Here is an 18,176-nt window from a genome sequence, read left to right on the forward strand (position 1 = left end):
CGAGAGCATCAATCCGAGCGCGAAGAGATTAAGACCGCCGACGAGCAAGCGCCCCAATCTTTCAGGAAGGGTGCTTCCCCTAATCATCGCGGATCACGCAGCAAGCGTGTTTTTGTAGAACTTGCCGCCGCGAACGATTGCGGCAAGGCTTTTCTCCGGACGCGACAGGATTGTGACGTCTTCAAGTGGATTGCCATTCACGACGACAAAATCCGCATAGGCGCCCTCGGAGATGACGCCGATCTGGTTCTCCATCATGCAAAGCCTCGAAGAAACGCGGCTTGCGGAATAAAGAATGTCGTGCGCCGTGAGCACCTTGGCCCGGATCTCGAATTCCATAGACTGGTACTTGTGCAACTGGCCAAGCAGATCCGTTCCGAAGCCCATTGGCAAACCAGCTTCCTTCATCAGGCGCAGGGATTCCAGGCCACCGGTTCGCACCGTTTCGATCTTGGCCTGGGAATCCGCACTCAGACCGAACGCGGCACCTTCTAACGCCAGCCCTTCATAGGCGGCAAGGGTCGGGCATGCGATCGCACCGGCTTCCGCGGCAAACTTCGCGGTCTCCAGAGTGATGAGGTTGCAGTGTTCGAGGGATTTCACGCCGCATTCCACCGCACGCCGGATGGACGCATCGGAATAGGTGTGGGCGGCAACGTACAGACCGTAGTTCTCCGCTTCCTCGACGATGGCGCGGATTTCGTCGCGGGAATACTGCAGAACGTGGATCGGATCGTTCGGCGAGGACACGCCGCCATTCGCCATGATCTTGATGAAATCGGCACCGCCCTTGATTTCGTCGCGGGTCGCGCGGCGCACTTCATCGACGCCATCGGCAATTCGCCCCAGCGCGCCGAGCGATGCAGGATGCAATTGGCGCTTGTCGTTGCGAGCGCGGTAATCGCAATGGCCGACGGTCTGACTGAGCGCCTTGCCGCAGATGACCAGTCTCGGACCGTCGATCAGCCCCTCGTCCATCGCGAGCTTCAGACCGAGATCGGCGCCGGCGAGATCGCGAACCGTGGTAAAGCCGCGCATCAGCATTTCATGCATGATCTTGCGGCTGCGAAGAGCGATCAGAGAAGATGGAAGTTCGGCGTTCTTGGCGAGATCGACGAGCGTGGCGATGACATGGACATGCGCATCGATAAGGCCGGGCATCAGCGTCCGGCCCTTCAGATCGATGCGCTCCACTCCAGCAGTATCGCGCTTCTGCGAGGAGACGCGGACGATGCGGTCGCCTTCCACATGGACCTCGAGACCGCCGAGCAGCGTTCCGTTGTCAACGTCTAGAACCTTGCCGCCGTAAAAAATGTAACCGTTCATGAAGTCGCCCATTTAGTATTTTCAAGAATGATAAAAACGATCATTTCGTTTTTGATGAGTCGCCCTGGTGCCCATCGCACGAAAATCGTATTTGCCCGCCGAATATGGCACGTCAAACAAAGTTTTCGCCGTTAACGCCGATGGGTGACGACTGGCGTGTTCGACGCAATATACGATACGGGACAAGGTGCCCGCCCCGCTCTGGATGACATCCACCACAAATTGGTCGTGCAAAGCGCCGCTGCGGATTTCGCGGCAGGTTGCAAGTTGAAGCTCGGTTGAAGCAATGGTGCGCGCCTTCTACGACCAAAACGCTCGCCATTCGGGGTGAGTTTCCAATGTTGGCGCCGTGGCACTTGTTGCCTTCACGGCTTGGTCGTGTTTAGCCGTGCCTCAAGATCCTGCTCAGGATCTCACCTTGCAACCCGGGCAGCCGGTCGGATCCGGGGGTGCCGTCAGCGCCAGCGGCGATGCCGGGTGTCGCATTTCTAACTGGCTGGCGCGCCAAATCGACCCGGCGAATATGAACTCGCTGAGGCAGGTCGGCAAACACCCACGGAGTGCGGCCGCAGGCGTGTCGACGGACATGATCCGCGTCGTCGTTTCGCGTGGGTCCATGCTACCCAGCGATGGCGGGCGGCCTTGCTGAGGTGCTGGGACAGGTCGCAGGCTGAATGTTAGGGCTTGCGCTAGGCCGCATGGTCTCGCGGTAACAGCGGATCACCAGCATTCGGCTGATCGACTAGGCGTAGAGCGCGGGTTTGTCCGTCATCTCGACCTTCACCCGAGTACCGGTCCTGGCAGCCTCTACGCCGGCGTCGGTGGCGACGGCCGCGGCGTAACCGTCCCAGGCGCTAGGGCCGATCGCCGTGCCTTTTCCGGCGGCCGCCAGCCATTCCTTGAACTCGATGTCGAACGCCTCGATGAAGCGCTCCTTCCAGTCGGCGGTGACCTTGCCGTGGAACGCGCCGGCGCTCTTGACCGTGATACCGTTGCGCTCTGAAAGCGTTACCACGCCCGTCTCGCCGGAGATTTCGCCGCCGATATCGTAGGCGTAGTCGATGTTGACCGAGACTTCGATGTCGACGACGGCCCCGCTTTCCATTTCCATCAGCACGATGATCGGATCGCGAAGCTCGCCGCCGCGGCTGTTCCTGCGGGCGGCGATGACGGAAACTGCCTTCACCTCCTCTCCGAGCAACCAGCGCGCCGTGTCGATGTCATGGACGGCCGTGTCGACGATCGCCATGTCGGAGGTGTAGCTCTGCGGGACGGAAGGATTGCGGTGCACGCTCTTAAAGATCAGCGGCGCGCCGATCTTGCCGCTCTCGACGACAGCCTTCATCTGCCGATAGGCGGTGTCGAAGCGACGCATGAAGCCGACCTGCACCAGGCGCTTGCCGCGCTTGACCTCGGCATCGATGATCCTGAAGCAGGCTTCCTGCGTGGTCGCGAGCGGCTTTTCGCAAAAGACCGGCTTGCCGGCGGCAATGGCCGCCAGAACATATTCTTCATGTGTCGGGCCCCACGAGGTCACCACGACCGCATCGACGTCGCTGTCGTTGATCAGCGCAACGCCGTCCGTATAGGCCTTGGCGCCGATGGCACCGGCGACCTTCTCCGCCTGTTCCTTGTTGATGTCGCTGACCGCAACGACCTGGTTGCCCGTCAGAACCTGCGTCAAACGGCGGATATGATCCTGCCCGATCATGCCCGTGCCGATGACACCGACCTTTACCGTCATTGTCTTGCTCCTTCAGTGCGGCAGTCGCTCCTGAAAATCCTTGAACAGGAACCGCCCTTATGGGTTCGTCACCGGCGCTGCGACCGGCTATTTATTGAAATACCTGTCGACATATTCCTGCATCTTGCTGCGCATGAAGCGGCCGGACTGGTCGGCGCGTTCCTCCCAGGCGAAGACGCAGGCCGTCATGATGCCGTCGAAGCCGATCTCGGCGAGCGTGCCGAAGAAATCGTCCCATGGCACCTCGCCCTGGCCGATGTCGAGATGCTGGTGCACCCGGGCGGCCGAACCCGGCGGGTTGACGATGTAGCGCAGGCCCGACGAGCCCTTGTGGTTGAAGGTGTCGCCGACATGGACATGGGCGAGCACGTCGGCACATTCCTTGAGCATCGCTTTGGTGTCGTCGCCGAAATAGAAGGTGTGCGGCGCGCAATAGAGGAACTTCACCCGCGGGCTGTTGACGGTTCGGATGAGATCGACCGAGGGCTGCAGCGTCTCGACCCAGTCCTCCGGATGCGGCTCGATATGGAGGTTGATGCCCTCCTTCTCGAAGAGCGGCACTATTTCCTCCATCGAGCGCCACCACGCGTCCTCGCAGGCCTCGATCATCGAGCCGGTGTGGCAGCAGTAGCAGGAACCTTTGTCCGGATGCGGGCCGCGGCCGAACTCCGAGTTCATCGTGTCGACTTCCATCTCGACACAGATCTCGATCGCCCGCTTCCAGTGGCGCACTGCCGCCTGCCGCTCGGTCTCGTCGTTTGAGGCCCAGCGGTACATCGGCAGCAGCGAGGCGATGCCGACGCCCTCGTCGGAAAGCGCCTTCTTGAAGCTCTTGATGCGGTTGGGGAAGACGCGCGGAGCCTTGAACCACTCGAGGAAGTCGCCGCGCGGCGACAACTCGATCCAGTCGTAGCCGAGTTCCTTGACCTTGCGGGGCAACCCCTCAAGCGAGAGATGGCGATGCATGAAGGGGTCGAGGGCGATTTTCATTGGTGTCTCCTCCTTGTTTTCCGCCCAACTTATCAAAGCCGGATTACGCCCGCAGGCAACCAAATTGACGATTTATCGTCAGATCGGTAATCTTAAACCGGTCCATGCAAGGCGCTTTCTCGAGGAGTTGGAACTATGTCGGACGCCCCGCGCAAGCGCCGCAAACGCCCGCCGCGTTTCGCCGAAATCGCAGAGGCGGCCGGCGTCAGTGTCGCCACCGTCGATCGCGTGCTGAATGAGCGCGACAGCGTGTCGGAAAAGAAACGCGTCCGCGTCATCGAGGCGGCGCGCACGCTCGGCGTGCCCCGCATCCTGCCTGAGACAGAACACGCGCTCATTCATTTCGACCTGTTGCTGCCGCCGAACAGGACGCCTTTCTTCCGGCTGTTGCACGAGGCTTTCCTGCGGCTCGGCGAAATGCTCGGCAGCCGCATCGTGCTTCATCGCCGCATCATTCCCGAGAGCCGCATCGGGGCGATCGTCGAGGCCATTCAGTCGCCCGGCTACAAACGTCGGGGGCTCGTTTTGGCGGTTCCGGACCGCCCTCGGCTGCGCGAAGCTGTCGAGGAAGCGACGGGTCGAGGCGAGCCGGTCGCAACGGTGGCGACCGATCTTCCCGGCATTTCGGGCCTGCAATATTGCGGTATCGACCAGTTCGAGGCCGGCGCCACCGCCGGCTACGTCATGGGACGAATGTTACGCCGCAAGGGCCGCGTCCTGGTGATCGGGTCGCGCAGCGACTATCATGGCCATCAGGATAGGCGGGCAGGCTTTGCCGCAGCCGTTTCACGCTTTGCGCATATCGAATTGGAGATCGGCGACACCGATACCCATGACGATCCGGAACGATGCTTCCGGGCCGTCTCGGCATCCATGCGGCACAACGAGCCGCTTTGCGGCATCTACAATACCGGCGCGGGCTCGGAGGGTGTGCTGCGCGCATTGCACGCGGCGTCGAAGCCGGGTGACATCATCTGGATCACCCATGAGATTTCGCCGGATCATCGAGCCTATCTGCGGGAGGGCTGGTTGGAGCTGGCGATCGATCAGGATCCGGAGCGTCAAGCCTCGGCTGCGCTTCAGCACCTGCTCTTTCGCAACGAGATCATCCACCAATTGCCGAAGTCGGCGAGCCGGGGAGAGCTCCGCCTGTTCTTCGCGACCAACGCCGGAACCGCTGCGGTGGGGCTTTAATGCATGTCGCCCAAAAGTGTGCAGCGGTTTTGGGACAACGACATGCACAAAAGCAAGGATCTAAAGCGCGTCGCACGGATACGTTTAATCGCGACGCGCTCTAGTGCGTGGCGACGCCCTGATCCTTGCTGTCTGACAGCGTAGGACGGACGTCAACGAAGCCAATTTCGAACAATCGGGCTCGCTCAGCGGCTTTATGAGCAAGGCTCTGCCATGCATCACGTATCGTGCGCGCGGCCTCGACGAAGACCTGATCGGCTTCGGCATTCTGCATTTCGACAAGCAGGATTCCGAGCCTGCCGATGCAGTCGTCGATGTGACCTCGAAGTCGCGAGACCTGGTCGAGAGTGACCGCCGGATGCGCTAGCATCCTGGGCACCATTGCCGCCGCGCGTCTTGCCAGGTCCCCTTCGCCCAACAGAGTGTCCTGCCAGTCGTAAGTCATCATAGCTGCTCCTCGTCCGTGAGGAAACATCGCCGCTTGGTAGACCCTAGTCAAGACGGACCCAGCATGACACAGAGCGCGGCATAGCTGGCCGGGCGCGTCGTTCTTGGATAGCTTGTCGCGAAGGACGGGCCGATCGACCGATCGAATTCTTCAGCGCTTCCACGAGGGCGTGCATCGGCCGCGTCTTGCGGGCACACTCGCAGCCGCTCTCACGATACAAGACGAGGAGCGGCTCGAACGGGTATGGGAACGCTGCCCTGCGCCTCTTTGGCGACGCCCGTGCAGCAAAGCGCGCACGGGTCAGACTTCCCCTATCAAAGGAGGCGAGCGGCCGGGTGCCTCCGTCAACAACGCTCAGTTCACTGTGTTCCGGCGTGCAAATTTTGCACGCCGATTGACAGTTCACCGAACGAGCACGAGAGCGGCGCCTGCAGTTACTTTTTATCAGCGAGTTTCCGGCATCTTGGCGAGCGAGGCAAACGTGTGACGAGTTCGGTCTGGTGAGGAACTGGGAAGAGACGCGACGCTTGGTTCTTGAGCGAGACGGATACCAGTGCGTCTCGTGTTCCACGAAGCTGAGTTCGAGCAACGCCGATGTCCATCATCTCCTTCCGAGATCGATGGGCGGCTCCGACGAGCTCTCGAACCTTGTCACCCTTTGTGACGGCTGCCATGCGGCGCATCACCCCAACCTCGCCGGGGGCCTGGCACGCCGGGTGATCGAACGATGGGCGATGCGTCTCGCCCGCTGGCTGGATGAAGAAGCCCGCGCACTCGATTCGGACATGAACTTCGGCCCCGCCCTCCGGCTGTTCGGCGCGTCCCATTTTCGAGGAGGGCAGCTTCCAATCGTCCTTGCGGCGCTGGCAGGGAAATCGATCCTGGTCGTCAGTCCCACTGGATCAGGGAAGTCGCTGTGCTTCCAACTCCCTGCCCTGCTTCGCCGTGGGCTTACGATCATCGTCAGCCCCCTCAAGACCCTCATGAGCGACCAGGTCTCCGGGCTCTTGCGAAAAAAGATACCTGCCACCTTTATCAACACCGCACTCGGATCTGAGGAAAAGGAGATCCGCTATCACTTGATTGGGAAGAACGCAGTGAAGTTCCTTTACGTTGCTCCCGAGCGCTTCTTTGTAAAGCGGCAGGGAGAACGCGACGCACTGTCGCGCAGCCGGCCCGAGTACCTCGTCGTCGACGAGGCCCACTGCGTCGATCAATGGGGCCGTGACTTCCGGCGAGAATACGGGCGCCTGCGCGAGGTCCGTGCCAGCCTCGGTTCGCCTCCGATCCTTGCCTTCACTGCGACTGCGGGACAGGCCATGCAGAAGCGAATCCTTTCGTCGCTAGGCATCGAGGACGCGACAGTGTTCGTCCGCGGCGTCGACCGTCCAAACATAGCGCTGATCCGGTGGAGCGCTTCGGCCTCAGCTCGTCACCGCGAGATCACCAAACTGCTACGGCTTCCAATGTTTGCCGGTCGCAAGGCGATGATCTTCGTACCGACCGCGCGGATCGGGCAGGAATTGCAGAGTAATCTCAGCAGCGATGGCCTGGACATTCCCTTCTATCATTCGAAACTTGGAACTGAGTGGGATCGGCAGGAACTGCTGAAGAGGTTTCAAGGAGAAAGCCGTCCGCTCGTCAACCACATCATCTGCACCAACGCGTTCGGCATGGGATTAGATGTTCCAGACGTCCGTTTGGTGATCCATTGGCAGCAGCCAGCATCGGTGGAGGACTATCTGCAGGAGTTCGGCCGAGCTGGTCGCGACGGCAGGCAGTCCGTCGCCGTTACGTTCACCGAAACCGGTCGCCGTGCCGGCCGTGATGTCGGACTTCTTCGGTTCATGGCCGAAAAGACCGCGAGTGGTTCGGGACTCGACGAGGTCACGGCGCGGGCGATGTTGCTGCAGCGGTTCTCTCAAATAGACGACCTCGCCGGCCTGCTTGGGTCGAAGGACTGCTTCCGGAAGGTCCTCGTCGAGTATTTCGAGGGCCCGAAAGTGACCGCGCGCCAAAGACTTGGACGGGGCATTTTAACCTGGGTTTTTGCCAAAGAGAGCAAGCCTCAGCGCTTCAGATATTGCTGCGATCGGTGCGCGGGCCTCAACCCCCGCCAGGAATCGCTGCCGGATCATCTGACGTCCGTCTTTGGCTAGGCGAGTTCGTCGGCGATCATCGTCGCTTCTCCGGAGGACGCTGCGTCCAGGATTTGCTGTAACGAAGTCTCTCCGACCCCAAAAAGACGTCCGCACCGAGGAGCCGGCGGTTCGATCGAACGGATCAGTCCTAGAGCTCCCGTTGCCTGGAATGCCGAAGAGGGCCGCACGCAAGTAGGCTCCTCTGTTTCCCGAGCTCAACACCGTGGTCCTTTCAGTGGTACAGAAAGATTCCGCGGTGCTGGTTCTTGGGCAGCGAGGCGGCTCGAGCCGTGTCAAGCATAACGACGTGATCGGCTGGATGACAAGCAAGGCCATTGCTGCAGACGACCCCGAACGAGCCAACGAATTCTCGCGCAGGGAAGGCGAGCGGTGACGTGCAGCGGCCGGCCCCTGCGCATTTCGTCTGATCTGGGAGCGCGGAGTTCAAGAGCTTTGTAGCGGAAGGCCCGCGTATTCTGGCCCCAAGACTGCTATGTGCCATTGTCTCGACACGGCGCCTTTCCTCTGTTCAGTTTGGGCGCAAAAGCCGGACGAGAATGCCTTTTTGTGCTTTGCCGGATCGGTCCAGCTCGAACTTTGCCGTCGCTTCGACGAGATCACTTAGCCGAGCAAAACCATAGTTCCGGCAGTCGAAATCCGGCGATTGTTTTGCCACGTGACTGCCGACGGCGCCGAGATTGGCCCAGCCGGTCTCATCGGAAACGGCAACCACGGCGTTCCGGAGCATGGAGAGCAGCGTCTTATCCCTGGCGTTTTTCGTCGCCTTTGCCTTCGCCTCTTGCTGCGCAGCAGGGGTTGCCAGCACTTCTTCTCCCGGCGCTTTCAGCACGTCGAAGTAGACGAACTTGTCGCAGGCCGTGATGAACGGGCGAGGCGTCTTCCGCTCGCCAAACCCGTATACCGTTACGCCCTGTTCGCGGATCCGTGCCGCGAGCCTTGCGAAATCGCTGTCGCTCGACACAACGCAAAAACCAGAGAAGCGGCCCGTATAAAGCAGGTCCATCGCATCGATGATCATCGCACCATCGGTAGCGTTCTTGCCGGATGTATAGGAGAACTGCTGGACCGGCTGGAGTGAATGCTCAAGCAGGCATTCCTTCCAGCCATTGAGATCGGGTTTGGTCCAATCGCCATAGACACGCTTGACGCTGGCAGTGCCATAGTTGGCGATTTCAGCGAGCAGGCCGGCAATGATCTTCGGCGAGGCGTTGTCGCCGTCGATCAGGAGCGCGAGCGTGGAAGGAATGTCGTTTGCCATGGGGTGTTTTTCGCTTTCGTCCGCGAAAGTTGCAGGTCTCGTATCCTGATCAAGCGTCATCTATTCGGCCGCGACGATCTCGAGCCTGGTCGCCCCGACCTTATCAAGATCGTGGAGCCGGACTCCGGGGCAGACCTTCCGCGCGATGTCTGTAAGGTGCCGGTGGTGCGTCAGGTAGATGACCTGGCCACGCTGCGCCATCTCCGCAAACAGCTTGAAGGCTTCCTCCGCGCGGAAGTCGTCGAACGTTTCCATGATATCGTCGGCGATGAACGGCACCGACACCCGATTGCCGACGAATTCGTGATATCCGGCCACCCGGAGGGCTAAATACAACTGAAAGCGAGCGCCCTTGGACAGTTCGTCTGCAGCCTTCGAACCGCCAGCCGCCGTTACGGCGATCAGGACGTCTCCATCCTTGCCAGGTTGGGCGGCGACGCCTTGGTAGGCTCCGCGGCTTATCGTCCTAAAGGCTGCCGACGCCCGAGCCATCATGCCGCTGCGATGACGATCCCTGTATAGCCGGAGACCGTGCTCCGCCGCCGCAATTCCCGCGCGCAGCTCCATGTAACGGCGAGCGCCGTCCTCTATTTCCAGAAGGGTCGTTCGCCGCTGCTCCTCGATCTGCGCGACCATTGAATCGCCCCCGATAGCATCGATGGCGTCCTGCGCCCTAGAACGGTCTCTGAACACTTCGCTGCACCTGAGGTCCTGATCCTCCAGGATTGGCGTAAGCCGGGCAAGCTCCTCTTCGAGTTCCATCTTGTCTGCGACGCCGACCAGTGTCTCGACGCCTGCGATGTCGCCCGCGCCGCTGCTTTCGATAAGCTCCTGCTCCAGCTCAAAGATCGATCGCGACAGTTCCCGACGCCTGCCTGCGAGGTCGCAATATGCCTCAACCTCGTCCAGCGTATCTACTCCGAAGAACTCGATCATCTTGCGCGCCCGTGCTTCCAGAAGCTGCTGCTCCAGCCTCAGGCCGTGCTCCTCCTTCCGGGCTGCATCGAGGTCGCGCTCCAGTTTTTCGAGGCGCTCCTGATTAAGTCCCGCCCCTCGGACCTTCTCGACCACCGCTTGGGCGAGCTCGCCCGGTGCTCCGTCCGGCGGGATCGAGAGCATGCTGCAGAGCTCAAGCACCCTCGCCTGAAACTGCGCTTTGTCCTTCTCCATCTTTTGAATGCGGTCAATCAATGTGTCCTTGGTCTCTATGGCTGATGCAAGCTTTTCGAGCGTCGATAGGATCTCCGTGACCGCGTCGACGCTGGGAAGGCCATTCAGCTCGCCAAGCCAGCATGCTTCGCAGGTCGTCTTCCAGCCCAGCGCCCATTCTTCCGCCGCCCCCTCCGCCACGTGGAGCGTGTTTCGGCGCTCCAGGACATCCTTCCTGAGACGCTCCATCTGTCTCGCATGAGACAGCGCTTCGTTGTACGCTTGCAGCGCTTCGTCCGCAGCGGACGCCAGTCCTGCTAGATCGGCGTCAGGATGGAAGCGCACTTCGGCACCACTCAGCGCCTGCGTTAGCAAACGTCTCGCTTGAGCTAGTCGATCCCGGACATCGGCCAGATCCTGCTCGACGGCGGCAAGATCATCCCGCGCCTTGAGAGCCGCATCTCGATTACAAAGCCATTCTTCCAGTTCCTGCGGATCGGCCGCGAGCCGAAGGTCGGGAGAGATCGTGCTCACCTTCTCAGCGACCTCTGATCTGAGCTTCTCGAGTTCGCCCTCGGCCCGCTTATGGGACTCAAGAACCGTTTGGATGTCCGATCGCACTGTTGCGCGGCGCTGCAGAAGCTGGTTGAGCTTACCTAGCTCCGCATAATGCAGCAGGCGTTGAGAGAGAAGACGATCGTCGGCCATCATCGCTGCCTCGAACAGGTCCGCCGACGCGGCGTCCATCGTCTGACGATGTTCCGCCCACGCCCTGTCACGGGACATGCGACTTGCCGTGGCGGTAGCCTCATCGATATCCCCGGCCTGACTACGCAGCGCTTCTATCTCGGCCTCTAACCGCCGCGCCTCGGGCTCGAGCCGCTCCAGGCCCGCGCGCGCGGACCTCAAGTCTTCTTCGCTGGTCTTGAACAGCTTCTTCCAGCTTGCGATTGTCGCGGCCGAAGGGCACGCCATCGTGCCGAGTTCGGAAACGGCGCCGCGCCAGGGAAAAAGACGGGACATCGCTTCCGACAACGCGCCGGACGCGGCGTCGCGCCGCCGTGCGAGCGACCGAAGCACGAGCTCATCTTCCGACCGGGGCTGCGCCTTCAAAGTCGCGGCAAGCAATTCGAATGCCTTCGTCTTTTCCGCTGACTGAAGCGCATCGGCCTCCCGAAAGCCGACGCCTTCCTCCGCCAGGCCGTGCTCCGCCTTCGCGAGTTCGTCCGCGGCCGCGGCCTTCCGAGCGTCTACGCCGGACTTCGAGGCGATCAGCCCTCTGAGTGTTCCGACGGTAGCAGCGTCGAGGATAAGCCTGCTCGGCGAGGCCTCACCCGGTCGTCCTAAAAGAAGAAGGATGCTTTCGATCGAAAGCTCAGCTGCGCGCGCCGAAAGCTTTGGTATGTCCTTCTCGGCCGTGAGGTATCTGGCCTTGAGCTCAGAAAATTCCTCCATACTGGCGGCCAGCTTGAGCGCGACCGGATCGGCGTCGAGGCCCGCGATCTCCTCTTGCAACGAGGCCGACGAACGGGAAAGGTCCTCCAGCTTGACGCGGTGTTCGATCTCCTTGCTCTTTAGCTGAGGCAGTTCCTGTCGCCAGGATTCCGGCGGCTCCGGAACCACCTCCAAGTCGGCCAGCTTCTGCCGTAACCCCGACAGCCGTCCCATCGGAGGAATAGCCTGCAGAATGCGCCTAATTTCGTCGATCCGCTTCTGCGTTTGCGTCCTTTCCGCGATGGCGCTGTCGTAAAGCCGGCTGAATCGATCCCTCTCGGCCACGAGCCGCTGAAAGTCGCTCGCCTGCACATCGATTGCCTCCCGCTGCTGCTTTAGATCCTGCAGCGTCGCCTTTAGGTCGCCCAGGGCGCCGCTGCGTGCACGGTACCTGTAGAAGGCGTCGGTCTCGCCGCGGATTTCGATTAGCTGGCGGCTGAGGTCCGACAGCCCTGCGCTTGCAGAGAAAAGCAGCTCGCCGAGGTCGCCTTTGCTTGCAAGAATGCTTTGCCCGCCTCTCTCAAGCGTGTCGTCGTCAAGAGAGAACATCGTCGTGAAGGCGTTCCGGTCGATGCCACCAAGATCGGCCCTGATCAGAGCGTCGGACAGAATCCGCTCCTCGTCGTCAAGGAGGCTGTTCTGCGGACGCTTGATTCGGACGAATTCTCGATCTTCTCCGGCGACGCGGATGTTCGCGCCTATCCGCATTGACGCATACGGATGCAGGAAGCCGTATTTGCTCGTGGTGCCGATGCCGAAGATCAGGTCCAGGATGGCGTCGGAGGTCGTCGACTTTCCGGCTTCGTTCGGCCCATAGATGATATGAAGATCGGGCGCGCCGACGGGACAAGATCCAAAATCGATGACGCCATCCGTGAATTTGCCATAACGCGTCAGGTCAAGCCGGTTGATACGCATCAGTCAACCTTCTCCCGGCGAAGACGCGCCAAGACTTCGGCGGACCCGTCCCTGGCAATGTCAGCGAGATTCTCCTCGAACGATACCTCGTCGGAGCCGAACATCTCGCGAAGCTCGGCTGGAAGCTGCGCGCGCAGTTCCTCGGCGATGGCTCTGAGCTCCTGCCGGTAGCCTTCCGACCGAGTCACTTCGTCTTCCATGATGGCAGCCAACTCCCCTGCCGCTCCCGACCGACTGTTGACGCTGCCAGGAGGCAGGCAGACGGATTGCACCTTGTCGATCCAGAGGTTTCCGATGAGCGTCCCGCGGGTCTCCAGCTCGGTGCGAACGAGGTCGAGATCGCGACGCAGCCGCCAAGCCAGGTCGCTGGTTCCGGTTATCTGGACGCGTGCCACTAGGTGTTCCGCGGTGACGGACGCACGCAGCTTGTGGAGGCCAGACGAGACTTCGCCGATCATGCCCTTCCAGTCGGTTGCCCCCGACACATCCACTGCAAGGCGCTCAAATTGCGCTACCGCCGTCGGTCGTTCCTCGACCACGATCGACCGGTCGTCCCTGATCGTGACCAGCGAGATCGACTTGGGCCCGTCTTCATTGATGTCTCTCCCCTGAGGCATGCCCGGCATAACGATGACCGATGCGGCGTCTTCGACGACCGACCGCTTGTGGATGTGACCCAGAGCCCAGTAGCGGAAGCCGCTCTGCTGTAGGTCCGCGACACTGCACGGAGCATAGAGGTCATGCTTCTCCGATCCGCCGAGGCTGGTATGCATAATGCCGATGTTGACCGCATCCGGGACAGGAAGCGCGTAGTGCCGAAGCAGGCTCTGCGGGGCGTGCGGCTTCGCGAAGCTGAGGCCATGGATCGCAATGGGAGAGTGGCCGGCACCGTCGATCACCACCGCTTCGGCGCTCGCCCCGAACACCTTCACCGTGTCCGGCATCACAAGCTCCGTCGTGATCTTCGACAGGGCGTCGTGATTGCCTCGGATGATGAACGTTCGAATGCCCGCCTCATGAAGACGCCGAAGCTGCTCGGCGATAAAGCGAGCCGTTTTCATCGACGTCTGATCGCCATCGTAGAGATCGCCGGCAAGAACAAGCGCGTCCACCTGCTCTTCCAGGCAAAGATCGACCACGCGGATGAAGGCCCGCCTCGTTGCCAGACCGAGCAGTTCGGAGAGTTCCGGATTGCGCAGAGCGAGCGTCTTCAGAGGCGAGTCGAGATGAACGTCGGCGGTATGCAGGAAGCGATAGGCCAATTGGATACCTCAAGCATTGACCTGTCTTCATATGGCAACAACCGAGTCGGCGCGATAGCGAATTCGCGTTTTGTTCTGTTCTCCACACCTTTGTCCGGCGGGTTTTTACGCTTTCGCCGGTCGGTTGATCGCGTCATCGGCTCGGCCGGTGCGAAGGCCGACAAAAAGCCGGCGACTTGGCAAATTGTTACAATAGGTAACCAGCGCCGTGGAAAAAATCGGCTTTCCAATGGAGTTTTGGGGTGTTTCCGCCGATCATTGTGACTATAAAAAACAATTGTTGGTGGATACATCTGTCTCCACCACATTAAACTACATTAGCAACGGCTTATCTCTGCGTAGGTTGTTCAAACGAAGAAGGATTTACTATGAACGAGACCACGAAAACTGATGCCGCCAAGACTGTTGTAATGGAGACCTTTGCGCAAGGCCTGTCCGTTGGGCTGACGCGCCCGGAATGCACGGATGGTGGTCATGATGTGGGTGGCGGCGGCGGTATCGGCGGCGGCTGGAGCCGTGGCGGAGTCAAGCCCGCTAACGCCTGATCGACGTGCCCATCCAAGGGGCGCTGCGCGCCCCTTGTTCGTTGCCAGAGTTGAGGAAACCAGGGACATGCCAGCTTTTGACGCCGCGCCAATTGTTACGCTCGAAGAGAACGTAACCAGGGAGTTTTGTGAAACCACTCTCCTGGAAAACGACTCGCCGATACCCCTTGTGGCGACGAGCGACGCCAATCTGGTTGCTAGATTGAGCGCCCTGGCGGGAGAGATCTTTTTTGAGGAGATCAGGCGCATTAGAACGGAGATATCCAATGCCGACGTTGGCATAGCTGCCATAGACGTTCCCCTCATTTACGAGGACGTGACCAAGGATGCCATAACCGGTGCCCTGGTCGCTTTGTCCATTTCGCAACACATCATGCCGAGTGTCCTCGACCGTGAGAACAGAACCCCGTTCTCCATGTTCAACGCGTCAGAAGAGAACAATGCCGCTCTGAATGAGCTCGGCATCAAAAACATATCTCCAGTTGACGTTCTGGAATTTCATTCAGACGGAACGATCCGGGGCAATACGCTGGCCGTGCCGAACTACGTAGCGCTCTACAACGTCTTCATCAATTACGCGAAAAGAGGAAATTTCTATTGGGTTCCCTCCTCGTCTATTCCCTCCATGCACGGTTATGTCAGTAACCTCGGCTGCAACAATGATTATCTTTTCGACCTGACCCCATCAGTCTACAGCAACAGCGAATCCGGGGTAAAATCCATATCTCCACACCGTGCAAGAACCTCGGTTTTCCAAGAGGACGAGGATGGGCGTGTCGTGACTTTCATGAACGGCACTTTCCTTGGGCGGGAATCGGAAACTGGAGGAAGCGCTACTCGTCACCTGGCGGAATTTCAGCAAGCGATCGCAAACAACCCTGTTCGCTATGCTGTGCCTCAGGAATCGAGGAGAATGGTCATTCTCAACAACGCCGCCGGTTTCCACGCGCGCGATGTTTTCGAAGAGCCATTTAAAGAGGTGTCGGTCACCCGATGCTATCTGCGGAGCGCTTCCCTATCCGGGCGGGTTATGGGAGAAATCCTCGCAAACTAGGCGAAGCGATTGATGCTTGATAGGGTATTTAAGAAGTTCGAAAACCTCATCTCGATTCGAGAGCATGATCTGTACTTGCCGGTCGATGCAGGTGCCTTTCAGGTTCTGCTGCGCTTTCTGAGACCGTTTCGTTGGACGATTGCCGCATCCGTTGCCACCGGAATGCTCCTGACAACGTTTGATCTTGCCCGGCTTTGGGCGATTGCACACCTTGTCGACGTCGTCACTTACTCCGGGGATCTTCGGCTATCGGCCGAAGTCCTGCTGACCTTCGCCCTCCTCGTTATTGCCTACGCCCTTCTCGATCCGGCTGTCTGGTTCGTGAACTACGCTCTGCGTATGCAGGCGCTGAAAAGTCAAACGAAGGCCTCTTCTTTGTGGCAGTCTCACCGGGCAGCGGGGCGCCACGAGATGATGTACTTCAACGGCGTCCATGCCGGCCAGGTTGCAGGACGCATCGCCCAAGTTTCAACTGCTGTACAATCCGGCGCGGAGTTGTTGGCCGGGCGATTTCCGATTGGGCTGATACGGTTTATCGGGTCGGCCGCCCTGATCCTTTACCTGGCGCCGATCTTCGTCGTGCCCGTTCTGGCGTGGATCACACTGAATGGTGTCTTCGCTGTGTGGCTTGCACCGAAGGTAAATTCGCAGGCGCGAAAGATCTCGGAGACAGCGAGCATCGTCAATGGTTCCATCACCGAGTTCTTCTCGAACATTCGCGCGATAAAAACCTCCTTTGCCCACGAAGAGGAAAATGCCCTCGTTCTGGGCGCGATCGAACGGCAAAACAGCAACAGCCTGAAGATCAATCGGCTGACTACGTTCACCGGCCTTTCCATCCGCCTCCTGAATACGGGACTCATGGCATCGGTCCTGTTGTTGGGTCTTTACGGTCTGAATGCCCAGAGTGTTACGCCGGGCGAGTTCGTTGCCGCGGTCACGCTGGCGGGTGGCATGGCAGCCGATGCCGGCTGGTTCGTGTCGATCTGGGAGGGTCTGACGCAGACCCTCGGAACGATCGGCGACGCTCGATCGACCATAAGCGCCGGAGCGCAGACGTCCGCGCCTTGCGGCTCCGATGCGCCAATTGCCAAAGTTCCTCTCATCAAATTCGACCAAGTCGGCTTTGGCTACGACCCAGCGCGACCTATTCTCAGGAACGTTACGCTTGAGATTCAACCAGGCGAGCGGGTTGGCATTGTCGGTCCGTCGGGTGCCGGCAAGTCTACACTCGTTGATTTGTTGCTTCGTCTCTACGATGTGACGGCGGGCGTCATCACCTTTGACGGCGTCGACATCAAATCCCTTCCCGTCGGAACCCTGAGAAGGAACTTCGCCGTCGTTTCCCAAAGCGATGCGCTGTTTCACCGATCCATTCGAGATAACATCGCGTTTGCCGCCGAACGCACCGACGACGAACAAATCGTTAGTGCGGCGAGAATGGCGGACGCGCACGCATTCATCGAGAGTTTGAACCTCGAAAACGGCTACGACACTATAGTTGGTGACCGTGGCGCAAAGCTGTCCGGGGGACAACAACAACGGATCTTGCTGGCACGTGCTTTTCTGCGAAGGCGTCCAGTCCTAATCCTCGACGAAGCCACGTCCGCTCTCGATTCAAAAAGCGAAAGCGTCGTTCAGGACGCCATCGCTTCCTACTCTAGGGAAGCAACCGTGATCGCGATTGCTCATCGTCTTTCCACAGTGCGTGGCTTTGACAAAATTGTTGTTTTGGAGGCAGGGCGTGTCTCGGCCATCGGCAGCCACGAGAGTCTCCTCGAGTCCAGCACTCTCTATCGTGAGCTCTGGGATAGGCAAGTAGCTGGGAGCGACTGAGCCCGTTTGTTGGAATGCTGACGCGCGCGCCCGTGCGAAAGGCAGATCATCGTGACGCATGGCTTTACGTTGAAGTTCATCATCGCAGCATGGATCAAGATGCCTCTCGAATGCCGCCGGATATGTGCGGCGCAACAGGGAAGCATCGCGCACCTGCGTCAGGACGACTTCTGGATGAGCCGTTCTGTTATGGCCCTGGCTGATATCTCCCACTTGAGACCTGAGGCGACAAATGGCTGACATCCCCGTACGTTGTTTTGCTGTGTCGGTTGTACTCCTGCGCGTCGTCGACGGTCAGCCGGAGGTCCTGCTTCTTCGCAGGAATCACACGCTGGTCGGCGAGTGGTGCCAAGTTGCAGGAGCCATCGAGGATGGCGAGAAGGCATGGGAGGCTGCTCTCCGCGAGGTGAAGGAAGAGACCGGACTGGCATGCAATAGATGGTACTCTGCCGACATTTGCGAGCAGTTCTATGAAGCTGACTGCGACGCGATCACCTTGCTGCCGGTCTTCGTCGGCTTTGTGGATTCCCAGGCGATCGTTGTCATCAACCACGAGCACAGCGAGTCTCGCTGGGTTTCGTTCGAGGAAGCATTGACCATGGTTCCGTTTGCGGGGCAGCGCCATGTACTCAGGCACGTGAAGGTGGAATTCGTCGATCGCAAGCCGGTCCGGCATCTGCTCATAACAGCGGCGGGTATCTAGTCTCTCTAGATCAGGGGGACGTCGAGACCCTGTGCAGCCGTTTGGATGCAATAGGCAAAGACTGCTTCGAGCCCGCTGCGGTCCTTGACGTCC

Annotated in this window: 14 protein-coding genes; 7 read left to right on the forward strand and 7 right to left on the reverse strand. The window is 59.9% G+C overall.

The window, feature by feature from the left end; translation table 11 throughout:
- Positions 1 to 93: 93 nt before the first annotated feature.
- The 3 genes from AYK65_RS27800 to AYK65_RS27815 form a co-directional block, all read right to left on the reverse strand.
- Positions 94 to 1,326, reverse strand: a complete 1,233-nt coding sequence (locus AYK65_RS27800) for a metal-dependent hydrolase family protein (RefSeq protein WP_081162458.1) — start codon at positions 1,324 to 1,326, stop codon at positions 94 to 96.
- A gap of 742 nt (positions 1,327 to 2,068) precedes the next feature.
- Entirely contained in the window at positions 2,069 to 3,070 is a 1,002-nt protein-coding gene (locus AYK65_RS27810; protein ID WP_081162417.1) for a Gfo/Idh/MocA family protein, read from the reverse strand.
- Positions 3,071 to 3,157: 87 nt separating this feature from the next.
- Complete coding sequence (locus tag AYK65_RS27815; protein WP_081162419.1) at positions 3,158 to 4,060, reverse strand: sugar phosphate isomerase/epimerase family protein; 903 nt, start codon at positions 4,058 to 4,060, stop codon at positions 3,158 to 3,160.
- 135 nt (positions 4,061 to 4,195) lie between these two features.
- On the opposite strand from AYK65_RS27815, the gene AYK65_RS27820 reads away from it, so the two are divergent.
- Positions 4,196 to 5,254 (forward strand): LacI family DNA-binding transcriptional regulator, encoded by a 1,059-nt coding sequence (locus AYK65_RS27820; RefSeq protein ID WP_081162422.1) that lies wholly within the window; start codon positions 4,196 to 4,198, stop codon positions 5,252 to 5,254.
- A 100-nt stretch (positions 5,255 to 5,354) separates the two neighbouring features.
- Here AYK65_RS27820 and AYK65_RS27825 read toward each other — a convergent pair whose 3' ends face one another.
- Entirely contained in the window at positions 5,355 to 5,699 is a 345-nt protein-coding gene (locus AYK65_RS27825) for a hypothetical protein (RefSeq protein WP_244560129.1), read from the reverse strand.
- Between the two features lie 503 nt (positions 5,700 to 6,202).
- On the opposite strand from AYK65_RS27825, the gene AYK65_RS27830 reads away from it, so the two are divergent.
- On the forward strand, positions 6,203 to 7,861 hold the full coding sequence (locus AYK65_RS27830) for a RecQ family ATP-dependent DNA helicase (protein WP_081162428.1): 1,659 nt from the start codon (positions 6,203 to 6,205) through the stop codon (positions 7,859 to 7,861).
- 511 nt (positions 7,862 to 8,372) lie between these two features.
- Here the strand turns inward: AYK65_RS27830 and AYK65_RS27835 are convergent.
- The 3 genes from AYK65_RS27835 to AYK65_RS27845 are packed head-to-tail and all read right to left on the reverse strand — an operon-like array spanning position 8,373 to position 13,945.
- Entirely contained in the window at positions 8,373 to 9,122 is a 750-nt protein-coding gene (locus AYK65_RS27835) for an NYN domain-containing protein (RefSeq protein ID WP_081162461.1), read from the reverse strand.
- 60 nt (positions 9,123 to 9,182) lie between these two features.
- The gene (locus AYK65_RS27840) at positions 9,183 to 12,683 is read right to left on the reverse strand and encodes an AAA family ATPase (RefSeq protein WP_081162430.1); all 3,501 of its coding nucleotides are present in this window, start codon (positions 12,681 to 12,683) and stop codon (positions 9,183 to 9,185) included.
- The gene (locus tag AYK65_RS27845) at positions 12,683 to 13,945 is read right to left on the reverse strand and encodes a metallophosphoesterase family protein (protein ID WP_081162433.1); all 1,263 of its coding nucleotides are present in this window, start codon (positions 13,943 to 13,945) and stop codon (positions 12,683 to 12,685) included. The genes AYK65_RS27840 and AYK65_RS27845 overlap by 1 nt, the downstream gene beginning before the upstream one ends.
- On the opposite strand from AYK65_RS27845, the gene AYK65_RS32185 reads away from it, so the two are divergent.
- The 5 genes from AYK65_RS32185 (at position 13,910) to AYK65_RS27865 (ending at position 18,083) form a co-directional block, all read left to right on the forward strand.
- The gene (locus tag AYK65_RS32185) at positions 13,910 to 14,209 is read left to right on the forward strand and encodes a hypothetical protein (RefSeq protein ID WP_139793368.1); all 300 of its coding nucleotides are present in this window, start codon (positions 13,910 to 13,912) and stop codon (positions 14,207 to 14,209) included. The genes AYK65_RS27845 and AYK65_RS32185 overlap by 36 nt on opposite strands.
- Before the next feature lie 104 nt (positions 14,210 to 14,313).
- Positions 14,314 to 14,490, forward strand: coding sequence for a hypothetical protein (locus AYK65_RS32645; protein WP_172402077.1), 177 nt, complete (start codon positions 14,314 to 14,316; stop codon positions 14,488 to 14,490).
- Positions 14,491 to 14,557: 67 nt separating this feature from the next.
- Positions 14,558 to 15,544, forward strand: coding sequence for a hypothetical protein (locus tag AYK65_RS27850; protein WP_139793369.1), 987 nt, complete (start codon positions 14,558 to 14,560; stop codon positions 15,542 to 15,544).
- 12 nt (positions 15,545 to 15,556) lie between these two features.
- Complete coding sequence (locus AYK65_RS27855; RefSeq protein WP_081162438.1) at positions 15,557 to 17,380, forward strand: ABC transporter ATP-binding protein; 1,824 nt, start codon at positions 15,557 to 15,559, stop codon at positions 17,378 to 17,380.
- Positions 17,381 to 17,612: 232 nt separating this feature from the next.
- Positions 17,613 to 18,083: an NUDIX hydrolase gene (locus AYK65_RS27865; RefSeq protein ID WP_081162443.1), complete on the forward strand. Its 471-nt coding sequence runs from the start codon at positions 17,613 to 17,615 to the stop codon at positions 18,081 to 18,083.
- Positions 18,084 to 18,176: the final 93 nt, after the last annotated feature.

Source organism: Ensifer aridi (genome assembly GCF_002078505.1).
Classification (GTDB): Bacteria; Pseudomonadota; Alphaproteobacteria; order Rhizobiales; family Rhizobiaceae; genus Sinorhizobium; species Sinorhizobium aridi.